The sequence below is a fragment of the Streptomyces sp. NPDC046925 genome, from assembly GCF_040644915.1.
Classification (GTDB): Bacteria; Actinomycetota; Actinomycetes; order Streptomycetales; family Streptomycetaceae; genus Streptomyces.
Map to the genome: position 1 here is coordinate 380,711 of NZ_JBEYWZ010000003.1, position 13,678 is coordinate 394,388.

The 13,678-nt window shown below is 72.0% G+C and carries 11 protein-coding genes; 4 read left to right on the forward strand and 7 right to left on the reverse strand.

Going from position 1 to position 13,678, the window contains the following annotated elements; genetic code table 11:
• Positions 1–4: 4 nt before the first annotated feature.
• The 4 genes from ABZ906_RS14955 to rsmH are packed head-to-tail and all read right to left on the reverse strand — an operon-like array spanning position 5 to position 5,203.
• Positions 5–1,657: a UDP-N-acetylmuramoyl-L-alanyl-D-glutamate--2,6-diaminopimelate ligase gene (locus ABZ906_RS14955; protein ID WP_361188829.1), complete on the reverse strand. Its 1,653-nt coding sequence runs from the start codon at positions 1,655–1,657 to the stop codon at positions 5–7.
• A 35-nt stretch (positions 1,658–1,692) separates the two neighbouring features.
• Positions 1,693–3,654 carry a penicillin-binding protein 2 gene (locus tag ABZ906_RS14960; protein ID WP_361382009.1) on the reverse strand — a complete coding sequence of 654 codons (1,962 nt, stop codon included), beginning with the start codon at positions 3,652–3,654 and terminating at the stop codon, positions 1,693–1,695.
• Between the two features lie 5 nt (positions 3,655–3,659).
• Positions 3,660–4,250, reverse strand: a complete 591-nt coding sequence (locus ABZ906_RS14965) for a septum formation initiator family protein (RefSeq protein WP_361382013.1) — start codon at positions 4,248–4,250, stop codon at positions 3,660–3,662.
• Positions 4,247–5,203 (reverse strand): 16S rRNA (cytosine(1402)-N(4))-methyltransferase RsmH, encoded by a 957-nt coding sequence (gene rsmH, locus ABZ906_RS14970; protein ID WP_361382016.1) that lies wholly within the window; start codon positions 5,201–5,203, stop codon positions 4,247–4,249. Before rsmH ends, ABZ906_RS14965 begins: the two co-directional genes overlap by 4 nt.
• A 419-nt stretch (positions 5,204–5,622) precedes the next feature.
• On the opposite strand from rsmH, the gene ABZ906_RS14975 reads away from it, so the two are divergent.
• The 4 genes from ABZ906_RS14975 to ABZ906_RS14990 all read left to right on the forward strand — a co-directional run bounded on the left by ABZ906_RS14975 (position 5,623) and on the right by ABZ906_RS14990 (position 11,292).
• Positions 5,623–6,180: a carbonic anhydrase gene (locus ABZ906_RS14975; RefSeq protein ID WP_361188840.1), complete on the forward strand. Its 558-nt coding sequence runs from the start codon at positions 5,623–5,625 to the stop codon at positions 6,178–6,180.
• Between the two features lie 225 nt (positions 6,181–6,405).
• Positions 6,406–7,425: a MoxR family ATPase gene (locus tag ABZ906_RS14980; protein WP_361188843.1), complete on the forward strand. Its 1,020-nt coding sequence runs from the start codon at positions 6,406–6,408 to the stop codon at positions 7,423–7,425.
• On the forward strand, positions 7,425–8,789 hold the full coding sequence (locus tag ABZ906_RS14985) for a DUF58 domain-containing protein (RefSeq protein ID WP_361382019.1): 1,365 nt from the start codon (positions 7,425–7,427) through the stop codon (positions 8,787–8,789). Before ABZ906_RS14980 ends, ABZ906_RS14985 begins: the two co-directional genes overlap by 1 nt.
• Before the next feature lie 76 nt (positions 8,790–8,865).
• Positions 8,866–11,292, forward strand: a complete 2,427-nt coding sequence (locus ABZ906_RS14990) for a DUF3488 and transglutaminase-like domain-containing protein (RefSeq protein ID WP_361382022.1) — start codon at positions 8,866–8,868, stop codon at positions 11,290–11,292.
• A gap of 162 nt (positions 11,293–11,454) precedes the next feature.
• Here the strand turns inward: ABZ906_RS14990 and ABZ906_RS14995 are convergent, their stop codons facing one another.
• The 3 genes from ABZ906_RS14995 to ABZ906_RS15005 form a co-directional block, all read right to left on the reverse strand.
• Entirely contained in the window at positions 11,455–11,865 is a 411-nt protein-coding gene (locus ABZ906_RS14995; protein ID WP_361188850.1) for a DUF3040 domain-containing protein, read from the reverse strand.
• 274 nt (positions 11,866–12,139) lie between these two features.
• Positions 12,140–12,916, reverse strand: a complete 777-nt coding sequence (locus tag ABZ906_RS15000) for a methyltransferase (RefSeq protein ID WP_361382025.1) — start codon at positions 12,914–12,916, stop codon at positions 12,140–12,142.
• Positions 12,917–13,075: 159 nt separating this feature from the next.
• Entirely contained in the window at positions 13,076–13,612 is a 537-nt protein-coding gene (locus ABZ906_RS15005; protein ID WP_361188854.1) for an SAV_6107 family HEPN domain-containing protein, read from the reverse strand.
• Positions 13,613–13,678: the final 66 nt, after the last annotated feature.

The window sequence follows — 13,678 nt, forward strand, 5'->3', positions numbered from 1 at the left end:
AGATTCATCCCTGGGTTTGCTGGATAGCTTCGCGAAGTACCTGGCGGTCGTCGAAGGGACGTACCACCCCGGCGATGTCCTGCCCCTGCTCGTGGCCCTTGCCCGCGACGAGCACCGTGTCGCCCGGCTCGGCCCTGGCGACGGCGGCGCGGATGGCGGTGGCGCGGTCCTCGAAGACGGCGACGTCGCCGCGCTCGTGGATCGGCACGTCGGCGGCGCCGGCGAGCATCGTGGCGAGGATCGCGAGGGGGTCCTCGCCGCGGGGGTTGTCGGCGGTCAGTACGGCGGTGTCGGCGAGCCGTGCCGCCGCGGCGCCCATCGGCATCCGCTTGGTCTTGTCCCGGTCGCCGCCGCAGCCGAGCACGATGTGCAGCTTGTTCTCGGTGACCTTGCGCAGGGCGCGCAGGACCGATTCGACGGCGTCCGTCTTGTGGGCGTAGTCGACGACGGCGAGATAGGGCTGGCCCTCGTCGATGCGCTCCAGGCGGCCCGGAACGCCCGGCACCGCCGCGACGCCGTCGGCGGCCTGCTGGGGATCGATCCCGGCGACGGCGAGCGAGACGATCGCGGCGAGCGTGTTGGCGACGTTGAAGGGACCGGCCAGCGGGGACCGCGCGGTGATCCGCTCCCCCTTCGGGCCGACCGCGACGAACGTGGAGTCGAACGCCATGACCTCGACGTCCTCGGCCCGCCAGTCCGCGTCGGGGTGTCCCTCGGCGGAGAAGGTGGTGACGGGGACCTCGGACTCGGTGATGAGCCTGCGGCCGTACTCGTCGTCGAAGTTGACCACTCCGAGCCGGGAGCGCTGTTTGGTGAACAGCTGCGCCTTGGCCTGGAAGTAGTCCTCCATGTCGGAGTGGAACTCCATGTGCTCCGGGCTGAGGTTGTTGAAGACGGCGACGTCGAAGACGCAGCCGTCCACCCGGCCGAGCACGAGGGCGTGACTGGAGACCTCCATGACGACGGCGTCGACGCCGCGCTCGCGCATCACCGCGAACAGCGCCTGGAGGTCGGTCGCCTCGGGGGTCGTGCGTTCGGACTTGATGCGCTCCTCGCCGATGCGCATCTCGACCGTGCCGATGAGGCCGGTCGCCCGTACGCCCTTGAGGCCGCCCTCGACGAGATACGCCGTGGTGGTCTTGCCGGACGTTCCGGTGATGCCGATCTGCAGGAGATCGCGCCCCGGATGGCCGTAGATCGTGGCCGCGAGCTCCCCCATGGAGTCGCGCGGCGCGGGCACGACGAGGACCGGCAGGCCCGTGACCGAGGCGCGTTCGGCGCCCGTCGGGTCGGTGAGGATCGCGGCGGCGCCGAGATCGGCCGCCTGCGCGACGAAGTCGGCGCCGTGCAGCCGGGCGCCGGGCAGCGCGGCATAGATGTCGCCGGGGCGCACGGCGCGGGAGTCGTGCGTGATGCCGCTGACCTCCCCCGTGCCCGGGGCGGCGACCCCCAGCTGATCGGCGATCGTGGCGAGCGGCGTCGCGGAGACCTGGACCGGCCGCGGCGGCCCCGGATATGTCACGGGAACGCCCTTCTGGGTGGTTTGGGACTGATCAGCGTGTGGCACGGCGGTGAGCGTACCGGGCTCACCGGGCTCAGGGCGAAGCGGGCGGTGTGGCGGGGGCTGGTTCCCCGGCGCCGGAGTGATCGTTGTCACGGGTTTGTCCTGGTAGGGCTCAGGGCTTGCGGGGCTCAGGGTTCGAAGGTGACGGGCAGCCTGGCCGCACCCTTGCCGGTGGGCGGGACCTGGAGCGTCTTGAGGGCGAACTGCATGACTTCCTTGTAGATGGGACCGCAGATCTGGCCGCCGAAGTAGCTGCCCTTGGTGGCGTTCTGGATCGCGCAGTAGACGGTGACGCGCGGTTTGTCGGCGGGCGCGAACCCGGCGAACGACGAGGTGTAGCCCTTGTACTTGCCGGTCTGAGGGTCGACCCGGTTGGCCGTACCCGTCTTGCCCGCGATCCGGTAGCCGGGGATGCGGGCCTTGGTGCCCGTGCCCTCTTCGTCGTCGACGACGGACTCGAGCATGTGCGCCACCGTCTTGGCGGTCTTCGCGCTGACCACACGGGTCTTCTTGGGCTTCTTCGCGGGCGTGAAGCGGCCGTCGGGACCCTTTATGCCGCGCACCAGCGTGGGCGCGACGCGTACGCCGTCGTTGGCGATGGTCGAGTAGACGGAGGCCGCCTGCATGGCGTTGATCGAGAAGCCCTGGCCGAACGGGATCGTGTACTGCTGCGAGGTGGACCATTTGTCGGACTTCGCGAGGATGCCGGACGTCTCGCCGGGGAAACCGAGCCCGGTCTCCCTGCCGATGCCGAACTTCCGCAGGTACGAGTAGAGCGACCTGTTGGCCTCGCGCTGGGTCTTGCCCAGCTCGCCGGTGGCCAGGATCGTGCCGATGTTGCTGGACTTGGCGAGCACGCCGTTGAGCGTGAGGTGCCAGGTCGGGTGGTCGATGTCGTCCTGGAAGAGCCGGTCGCCGCGGTGCAGCCGGTTGGGGACCGTCACATGCGTGCCGGGTGTGGCCGCGTTCTCCTCGAGGACGGCGGCCATCGACATGACCTTGGCGGTCGAACCCGGCTCGAAGGCGTCCTGGAGCGAGGCGTTGCCAAGGGCCGTGCCGTCGGCCTGCGAGAGGTCGTTCGGGTCGAAGCCCGGCGAGTTCGCCATCGCGAGGATCTGGCCGGTCTCGGTGTCCTGCACTATCACGTAGCCGCGATCCGCCCGGGACTTCTTCACCTGCTCGGAGATCGCGCTCTGCGCGGCCCACTGGATGTCGCGGTCGATGGTCAGCTCGACGTCCGAGCCGGGCACCGCGGGCGTCTCCGTGCTGCCCGCGGTCGGCACCTGGTGGCCGCCCGACTGGGCGTACCTGATCTTGCCGTCCTTGCCCGCGAGCTCCTTGTCGAGCTGCTGCTCGACACCGCCCGCGCCCTTGCCCTCGGCGTTGACCCAGCCCAGTATCCCGGCGCCCAGGGTGTCGTTCGGGTACACGCGCTTGCTGCTGGGGTCCTGGAAGACGCCCGCGAGGACGTTGGCGCTCTTCTTGTCGGTCTGCGCCTTGTCCTCGAGCGCGCCGCGCAGGTCCTTGATCTGCTTCCAGACCTGCGGGGTCTGCCGGCGGGCGAGCAGGACGTAGCGCGTCTTGGGGGTCTTGAGCTGTTCGGTGAGCCGGTCGACGTCCTTGTCGAGGATCGGGCCGAGGAGCGCGGCGGCCTGCTCGGGCCCGTCCTTGATGCCCATCTCCTTCGGCGTGAACATCGTCGGGTCGGCCGTGATGTCGTACGCGTCCACGCTGGCGGCCAGTTCGACGCCTCTGCGGTCGGTGATGCCGCCGCGCTCGGCGGTCAGGACATGGCTGAAGTAGCGGTTCTTCTCCGCCTTGGTGGTGTAGACGCTCGCGTCGACCGCCTGCACCTGGAGGAGGCGTACGACGAAGGCCAGCATCACCAGGGTCAGGCCCAGGCTCACCATGCGCAGACGGGGCCGCGGGCTGCCGAGCCGGATCGTGCGGGCCTTGGAGGCGGCGGGGCGCGGGCGGCGGGCCGCGGGGCGGGCCCCCGATCCCGGGCGGCGCTGCTGGCCGGGGCGTGCGGGGCGCGAGGGCCGCGCGGGTGCCGGGACCCTGCGTCGCGGGGGTTGGCGGTCCGTCACTTACGTCACCTGCCGGAGGTCGAGGGGCCGGGCTTCGCGGAGGGGAGGGGCACGGTCGGGGCCTCTGAAGGCGCTGCGGGGGCCCCTGAGGGGGCTGTGGGCACTGCGGGGGCCGCCGAGGGGCCCGGGGGCGGCGTCGGCGGGGGCGAGGAGGGCGGCACCGGGATCGAGACCGAGGGCGCCGGGGAGGCCACCTCCTGCGGCCGCGGCTCGGGCCGCACGAAGGAGGACTTGGCGGCGGCTCCGGGAACACCGCGCACGGTGCCGTCCGGGTTCAGGAAGGCCGGGTCGCCGCCCGGCACCATGCCGAGTTCCTGTGCGCGGCGCTGGAGTGCCTCGGGAGCGGCGTAGGCGTCCACGTCCCGCTGGAGTTCCTGCTCCTGGTCGGTGAGCTCCGTCGTCTCCTTCTTGAGCTCGCTCAGCTGGAACGAGCCTTCGTTGAGCGAGGAGTTCAGGATCAGCAGGCCGATCAGACCGCCGCCGAGCAGCAGCACGACGAGCAGTACGAAGGGCGTGCGGGCGGCCTGGTTCGGCCCCGAGGGAAGGAGCCGCGCGAGCCGGGCGGCCCGTCCGCGCAGCTCGGGCTTCTTGCTCATGGGGCCTCCTCGCGGATGCGCTGCGCACCCCGCAGCCGTGCCGGGGCGGCCCGGCGGTTCTCGGCGATCTCTTCCTCGGTGGGGAGTTCCGCGCCGCGTGTGAGCAGCTTGAGGCGGGGCTGGTAGCGCTCGGGGACGACGGGCAGGCCGGGCGGCGCGGTGGTCGCGGCGCCGGCCGCGAGCACCTGCTTGACCAGGCGGTCCTCTAGCGAGTGGTACGACAGGACGGCGATGCGGCCGTCGACGGCGAGCGCCTTCACGGCCGCCGGGATGGCCTCCTCCAGGACGCTCAGCTCGCCGTTGACCTCGATGCGCAGGGCCTGGAAGGTGCGCTTGGCGGGGTTGCCGCCGGTGCGCTTGGCGGCCTGCGGCAGCGAGTCGCGGATCAGCTCGACGAGCCGTGCGCTGTTGCTGAACGGCTCCTTCTCGCGCTCGCGCACGATGGCGCCCACGATCCGCTTGGCCTGCTTCTCCTCGCCGTACTGGCGCAGGATCCGGACCAGTTCGCCCGGTGCGTACGTGTTGAGGACCTCGGCCGCGCTGACCCCGGTCGTCTGGTCCATGCGCATGTCGAGGGGCGCGTCCTGCGCGTAGGCGAACCCGCGGTCGGCCTCGTCGAGTTGCATGGAGGAGACGCCGAGGTCGAAGAGGACGCCCTGGACCTTCGGAATGCCGAGCCGGTCCAGGACCTCCGGCAGCTCGTCGTAGACCGCGTGCACCAGCTCGGCCCGGTCGCCGAAGGGCGCGAGCCGCTCTCCGGAGAGCCGCAGCGCCTCCTTGTCGCGGTCGAGGCCGATGAGGCGGGCCGACGGGAAGGTGGACAGCAGGGCCTCGCTGTGGCCGCCGAGTCCGAGGGTGCAGTCGACGACGACCGCGCCCGGCTGGGCGAGCGCGGGGGCCAACAGGTCCAGGCATCGCTGGAGCATCACCGGGACGTGTCGGGTCTGGCTCAAAGGGCCCTCTCAAATCCGGCGCGGCGTCACACGCACGGCCGGGTCCCCGCCCGCTCTCGAAGGGGAATGGCCTGCTGGCGCCGGGGAAGTGGCGTCAGCCGACCGGGAGCGGGAGGAGGCCGAGCCGTACGTACGCGCCGCGTACGCGGGGGACTCAGAAAATCCCCGGGTGAACAGTCCAGCGGGGAGCAGGTCACGGCCCTCCCACTTCGCGTCACTTTAGTCCACCCTGTCGCCCGGTCAATCAACTGGCCTGCGCGTCGCGGACGGGTCCTCGAAGGAGTCCCGAATCGTGCTCCGTCACCCGTTCGGGGGCATCCCGTCCACCCCTGTGGGTTAGCTCACAACAAGACTCATTGACGTTCTTTGTCCCTTCTCACAGCGGGCCCCGGCGATCAGCTCCGACTACCGTCATAGCCATGTCGACTTCCGCATCCCCCACGGACAGCTTCCCCGCCGAGCCGGGTGGCATAGCCGCCGGCGGCACCGTCACGGACCGCCTCGTCGAAGCCAACCGGCGCTACGCCGAGGGCTTCACCGACCCCGGCATGGACGCCCGGCCCGTCCTGGGCGTGGCGGTGGTGTCCTGCATGGACGCCCGTATCGACCTGCACGCCGCGCTCGGCCTGGAACTGGGTGACTGCCACACCATCCGCAACGCGGGCGGCGTGGTCACCGACGACGTCATGCGCTCCCTGACGATCAGCCAGCGCGCCCTCGGCACGCGCAGCGTCGTGCTGATCCACCACACCAAGTGCGGTCTGGAGAGCATCACCGAGGAGTTCCGGCACGATCTCGAACTCGAGGTCGGCCAGCGGCCCGCCTGGGCGGTGGAGGCCTTCCGCGACGTCGATCAGGACGTGCGGCAGTCGATGCAGCGCGTGCGGACCTCGCCGTTCCTTCTGCACACGGACGATGTGCGGGGATTCGTCTTCGATGTCACCACGGGCCTGCTGCGGGAGATCGACCCTGCGTGACCGGCTGCGGACCGGACCTTTCCGGTCCGGCCCGGCCGCCAAAAGCCCGCAAGACCCGACATATCGCCGCCAGTTATCCGCGGGCGAGTGACACAACCCGGTATGCCCAACAAGAATGCGGGTGTGGCATCGCGCTGAACCATTCGGGCGCGGTGTCCGTGTTTCGGGGTGGGCCGGGCCGCACACACGTGCGTCGGCCCGGAGAACGTGTCCGAGGAGGGCCGGGTGACGACCTATGACGATCGAGCGAGCCTCACAGATCTGACCGCCACAGCGGAGCGTGTCCGCAGGTCGGTCGAGGGTGTGATCGAAGGCAAGCCAGAGGTCGTACGGCTTTCGCTGACCGTGCTCCTCGCCGAGGGGCACTTGCTGATCGAAGATGTACCGGGCGTGGGCAAGACCATGCTCGCCAAAGCGCTCGCGCGGTCCATCGACTGCTCCGTGCGGCGCATCCAGTTCACGCCGGATCTGCTGCCGTCGGACATCACCGGTGTGTCCATTTTCGACCAGCAGCGCCGGGACTTCGAGTTCAAGCCCGGCGCGATCTTCGCGCAGATCGTGATCGGCGACGAGATCAACCGCGCGTCTCCCAAGACGCAGTCCGCGCTCCTGGAGTCCATGGAGGAGCGCCAGGTCACCATCGACGGACAGACGTACGAACTGCCGAGCCCCTTCATGGTGGTCGCGACGCAGAACCCCGTCGAGATGGAGGGGACCTATCCGCTGCCCGAGGCGCAGCGCGACCGCTTCATGGCGCGCGTCTCGATCGGCTATCCGAACGCGGAGGCCGAGTTGCAGATGCTGGACGTGCACGGCGGTGTCTCGCCGCTGGACGACCTCCAGCCGGTGGCGCACGCGCACGACATCGTGAAGCTCATCGACGCGGTCCGCACGGTCCACGTCGCCGACTCCGTGCGGCGCTACGCCGTGGACCTGGTCGCGGCGACCCGCAACCACCCCGAGCTGAGACTCGGGGCGTCCCCGCGCGCGACACTGCACCTGCTCCGCGCCGCCAAGGCCTCCGCCGCGCTCAGCGGCCGCGAGTTCGCGCTGCCGGACGACGTTCAGGCCCTCGCCGTGGCGGTGCTCGCGCACCGGCTGCTGCCCACGGCACAGGCCCAGTTGAACCGGCGTACGGCCGAGTCGGTCGTCCTGGAGATCCTCCAGCGCACGCCCGTACCGGCCGCCGCCCAGCCGAACACCGGTTACTTCAACCAGCAGCCGCCCGGCGCACGGAGGCTGTGATGGAGGCCGGGGGGCCGCAGCCCGCGCAGGCCGAGGAGGGCAAGGGCGGACTGCGGACCGCCCTTGCGGGCCTGACCACGCGCGGGCGTTCGTTCCTGGCGGCCGGGGTCGCCGCCGCCATCTGCGCGTACGTCCTGGGGCAGAGCGATCTGCTCCGGGTCGGGCTGCTGCTCGCCGTGCTCCCGCTGGTGTGCGCGACGGTGCTCTACCGCACCCGCTACCGCGTCGCGGGCAGCCGCAGGCTCTCCCCCGCGCGCGTGCCCGCCGGTTCGGAGGCCCGCGTCCATCTGCGGATGGACAACGTCTCCCGGCTGCCCACGGGCCTCCTGATGCTCCAGGACCGGGTGCCCTACGTCCTGGGGCCGCGGCCCCGGTTCGTGCTCGACCGGGTGGAGGCGGGGGGCCGCCGCGAGGTGTCCTACCGCGTCCGCTCGGACCTGCGGGGCCGCTATCCGCTCGGGCCGCTCCAGCTGCGCCTGACGGATCCCTTCGGGATGTGCGAGCTGACCCGCTCCTTCTCGACGTACGACACCCTGACGGTCATCCCGCGCGTGGAGGCACTGCCCGCGGTGCGTCTGTCCGGGGAGGCCAAGGGGTACGGCGACGGGCGCAACCGCTCCCTCGCCCTCGCGGGCGAGGACGACGTGATCCCGCGGGGCTACCGCCACGGCGACGACCTGCGCCGCGTCCACTGGCGCTCCACGGCCCGCTACGGCGAGCTGATGGTGCGCCGCGAGGAGCAGCCGCAGCGGGCCCGCTGCACGGTGCTCCTGGACACCCGGGCACACGCCTTCCGGGGCGCGGGGCCCGACTCGGCCTTCGAGTGGGCGGTGTCGGGCACGGCGTCCGCCCTGGTGCACATGCTGGAACGGGGCTTCTCGGTACGGCTGCTCACCGACACCGGCAACTCCGTGCCCGGCGAGGGCTCGGACGGGTTCGCGGGCGCGAGCCAGGAGTCGGCCGACGCGGCGGGACTGATGATGGACACCCTCGCGGTGATCGACCACTCGGACGGCGCGGGGCTCTCCCCCGCCTACGACGTCCTGCGCGGGGGCAACGAAGGGCTGCTCATCGCCTTCCTCGGCGACCTCGACGAGGAGCAGGCCACGGTGGCCGCCAAGATGCGGCAGCGCAGCGGGGCCGCGGTCGCCTTCGTCCTGGACAGCACGGCCTGGGCCCAGGGCCCCGGCGGCGCCCCCGGCCCCGGCGAGGAGCGGATCCGGATGCTGCGCGAGGCGGGCTGGACGGCCGTGGCGGTGCCTCCGGGGGTCGCCCTGGTGGACCTGTGGAAGCAGGCGGACCACATGCGTACGAGCTCGGGCCCGGCCCCGGCGGCGGGGACGACGACCGGGGGCTGGGGATGAGCGGCGACCGGTCCGTCGGGACCACGGGCACGAGGCGTACGGCACGCACGACGCGTACGACAACAGGGGGACGTTCATGAGTGGGCGCGCGCGACTCGCGCTCTGTGCCACGGCGGCGACGCTGATGGCGTCGGGGGCGCTGCTGCCGCTCGTCGATCCGGCGACGTGGTTCGTCCAGGCGGCGATCCTGCTCGCGCTGCAGAGCGGCGTGGGCGCGCTCACCCGGCGGGTCCCGCTGGCCCGGCCGGTGACGGTCGCGGTGCAGGCCCTGGTGACGCTCCTTCTGCTGACCCTGGTGTTCGCCCGTGAGCAGGCGATCGGCGGGGTGATTCCGGGACCCGACGTGATCCGGGAGTTCGGGCTGCTCCTGGAGGCGGGCGGCAACGACGTCGGGCAGTACGCGATACCGGCGCCGCTCAGCGACGGCATCCGCCTGATGCTGGTCGGCGGCGTCCTGGTGATCGGCCTCGCGGTGGACGCCCTCGCGGTGACGTTCCGTACGGCGGCGCCCGCGGGTCTTCCGCTGCTCGCGCTGTACTCCGTCGCCGCGGGACTCTCCGGGGACGGGGCGGGGTGGCTGTGGTTCCTGCTCGCGGCCGCCGGGTATCTGCTGCTGCTTCTGGCGGAGGGGCGGGACCGGCTCTCCCAGTGGGGGCGGGTCTTCGGGGGCGCGGCGCGCGCTCCCGGCCGGATCTCGGGGGGCCTCGAGACCGACAGCGGTGCGATCGCGCCGGTCCGCACGGGGCGCCGCATCGGCGCGGTCGCTCTCGGCATCGCCCTGGTGGTGCCGCTCGCGCTGCCCGCCCTGGACGGCGGGCTCCTGGACGGCTCCGGCGGTGCCGGGGGGTCGGGTTCCGGCGGTGGCGGCACGATCTCCGCGGTGAATCCGCTGGTCGCGCTCCAGGACAGCCTGAACGAACCGGACGACCGCGAGGTCATCTCGTACAAGACCAACGCCAAGGACACCGCGAACCTCTATCTGCGGATCGTCTCCCTCGACCAGTTCGACGGGACGGCCTGGAAGACCACCGTCCGGAGCATCGAGGACGTGCCATCGCGCCTTGATGACCCGCCGGGGCTCTACCCCGACGTCCCCCGCAGCGAGATCCAGACGAACATCTCCGCCGCCGACAGCTACGCCCAGAACTGGCTGCCGATGCCCTACCCGGCGAGCGAGGTGAAGATCAACGGCCGCTGGCGTTACGAGCCGGTGGGGCGCGCCCTGGTCGGTGACCGCGGCCAGACCACGCGCGGCGCGCAGTACGAGGTCAAGAGCCTCGTCGTGCAGCCGACGGCGGAGCAGCTCGCGAACGCTTCCGAGCCGCCCAAGCAGCTCGCGGACGAGTTCACGAAGGTGCCCGACACCCTGCCGTCCGTGGTGGCCACGGAGGCCCGCCGGATCACCAAGGGCACGGCGAACGACTACGAGAAGGCCGTCAAGCTCCAGGACTACTTCGCCTCCGAGGGCGGCTTCACGTACAACACGCAGGTACGGGCGGGCAGCGGCCCGGCGGCGATCGCGCGCTTCCTCCAGCAGAAGGAGGGCTTCTGCGTGCACTTCTCGTTCGCCATGGCCTCGATGGCGCGGACGCTGGACATCCCGGCGCGCGTCGCGGTGGGCTTCACGCCCGGTGCCGCGCAGGCCGACGGTTCCATGTCGGTCGGTCTGCGGGACGCGCACGCCTGGCCCGAGCTGTACTTCGAGGGCGTGGGCTGGACCCGCTTCGAGCCGACCCCGAACCGCGGCACGGTGCCCGAGTACACCCGCCCGGACACTCCGTCGGACGGTGCGAGCGACCCCGCGGTGCCCGAGCCGAGTTCCTCTTCGGCTCCTTCCGACGAGCCATCGGCCTCCACGAGCTGCCCGCCCGACCAGCAGAAGCAGGGCGGCTGCGCGAGCTCGGCCCCGGCGATCGCGGGCGGTTCGGGTGACGACGGGTTCCCGCTCGGCATGATCATGCTGGTGGCCCTGGGGGCGCTCGTGATCATCGGCGTGCCCTTGCTGCCGATGCTGTGGCGCAAGCGGATCCGTGCCGTGCGCCTGGGTTCCCCCGGCCGCACCGAGGCCGACGCGGCCGCGCGGACCCTTGCCGCCTGGCTCGAAGTGACGGATACGGCCTGGGACCACGGGATCACGCCGGACGAGTCGCAGACGCCGCGCAAGGCGGCGGCCCGGATCGTCCGCATCGGGCAGCTTCCGGCGGCGCCCGCGGAATCCGTCCAGCGTCTTGCCGCCGCGGTCGAGCAGGTGCTCTACGCGCCACGGCCGCAGCCGACGGCCGGTCTGACCGACGACGTGCGCCGGGTGTCCGACGGTCTGTGGGCCACGGCGAGCCGTCCGGCCCGGCTGCGGGCAACGCTCGCGCCTCGTTCGGCCGCTCGGGTGGTGTGGGCGGTCTCGGACCGCTGGACGGCGCTCAAGGAGCGGTCGTCCGAGTGGCTCGCCGGACGGTGGGCGGCCCTGCGGAAGCCGTCGGGGACGTCACCGCAGCAGGAGGGCTGAGCCTCGGCCCCCCGGCCGGGGGGGCGAGGACATGCGTAAGGGGTGACCGCTCAGGCGGTCACCCCTTACGCGTGTGGCGCCTTACGCATGCCACCCCTTACGCGTGTCAGCCGTCGACCTCGGTGAGGCCGACGGCTGGGGTGTTGCTGAAGAGCTGGAAGCTCACTGGCCCTGTTCGTCGCGGCGGCGCTGCCAACGCTGCTCGATCCGGTCCATCATCGACTTCCGCTGCCGGGTCTGCCGACGGGCCTGGGCGGTGCCCGGAGCCGCTGGCGTACCGGAAGCCGGCTGTTCACCTGGCTTGGGCGCTTTGCGCCATCCGGTGACGGCGAGCACCGCACATCCCAGCATGACGAGGAATCCCACCACGCTCACCCAGATCTGCTGGGCGACCATTCCGGCCATGAGAAGGGCGATACCCACAAGGAAGCCCGCGACCGCTTGGTAGACCCGTCGCCGGGTGTACGTACGCAGCCCGCTTCCCTCGAGCGCTGTCGCGAACTTGGGATCTTCGGCGTACAGCGCTCGCTCCATTTGCTCGAGCATGCGCTGCTCGTGCTCCGAGAGCGGCACGGAGTCCTCCTCATCGTGCAGTCGCCGGGGCGACCGGGGGTCCCCTTCAGGATAGGCAGGGAATCGCCCCCGTGAAACCCGCCCCTCTGCGCCAACTTCGCCAAACCGGACCGCCCTGCCGCTCCGGCTCGCTGAAGCGTGCATTCCCCAGCGGCCGACCCGGCATGCCGGACGGTCTGCCTCGATCATACGGCGCCCATAGCCCGTTCGGGGGGTATGTGCCGTACTCCATGTGCGGCTGCGCTGCTGATCAGCGGGGCAGCCAGGGCGGATGTCAGCCCTCTTCGGCATCCCTGGTCTCACCCAGCACATGCAACTGGGTGGCCACGGAGTGGAAGGCGGCGAGCTCGGCGGCGGCCGCCTCCAGCTTGAGGAGCGCCTCCAGAGCACCCGGTTCGGTGTCCACGAGGACGCCCGGAACGAGGTCGGCGAAGACCCGCACCCCGTGCACCGCGTCGACCCGGACGCCCGTGCCCTCGACCAGCTCGGTGAGCTGGTCGGCGGTGAAACGCCGCGGTACGGGGTCGCCCTCGCCCCAGCGTCCCTGCGGGTCGTCGAGGGCCTGCCTGGCCTCCGTGAAGTGCCCCGCGAGCGCCCTGGCGAGCACGGCTCCGCCGAGCCCGGCCGCGAGCAGGCTGAGGGTGCCGGAGGGGCGCAGCGCGCCGACCGCGTTGCGCACGCCCTCGGCGGGGTCGTCCACGTACTCCAGGACGCCGTGGCACAGGACGGCGTCGAATCCGGCCCGCTCCACGACGTCGAAGAGGCCGTGCACGTCGCCCTGGACTCCGCGCACGCGGTCGGCGACGCCCGCCTCGGCCGCCCGGCGCTCCAGCGCGAAGAGGGCGTTCGGGCTGGGGTCGACTACGGTGACGCGGTGGCCGAGGCGCGCGACGGGCACGGCGAAGTTGCCGCTGCCGCCGCCGGTGTCGAGCACGTCGAGGGATGGGGACTCCCGGCCCGTGACCTTGACCCGGCGGTCGAGGGCGTCCTTGAGGACCTCCCAGACCACGGCGGTACGGAGAGAAGCGCGGGGGCGCATCGGGTCCGACACGGCAGTTGACTCCTCGGCGCGTCCGCCGCACTTCCGCGGCGGAGCTAGGGGGTTCCCTCCGCCGGCCTGTACGGCGGCGAGGAGGGAGCGGGCGCCCCCACCCTATTGCCTTCGGCCGACTGCCCGGTCACCCCTCCCGCCGTCTCCCGACGCCTCCCGTCACCCGTCGCGGCTCGCGTCCGACGGCTCCTGCCGGGGCTGGGGCAGCACGGGTTGTAGGACGAGCATCCGCTCGACGAGGCGTAAGAACATCGCCACGTCACGCAGCAGGTCGTCCGCGTCGCGGTTGCTGGCCGCGCCCCGTATGCCGGCCTCCGCGCGGGCCCTGCGCGGCGCGCCGGAGGCGAACAGGGCGCTCCATTCGGTCAGTTCGGGCGCTATCTCGGGGAGCACTTCCCAGGCGCTGCGGATGCGCTGCCTGCGTCGCGGGGTCTCTTCGGGGCGGCCGCGGGCGGCGAGGACGGCGGCGGCGGTGCGCAGGGCCGCGAGGTGGGCGGTGGCATAGCGCTCGTTCGGAGTCTCCAGGTGCGCGGCCTCGTCGATGCCGGCGCGGGCCTGGGCGAGCAGTTCGAGTGCGGCGGGCGGGGCCGTGGCCCGGCGCAGGACGGGGTGCACGTCGCTCGCGGGGCCGGTCAGTGAGGGGGCAGGGCCGACGGGGCGGTGCCGACGTGCGGCTGCTGCGGAAGTGCTGGCCATGACGAACCTCCTGTCGTCGCGTAACGGCTATGTGGCCGTATGTGCACATCGTGTAGTACGCCACTG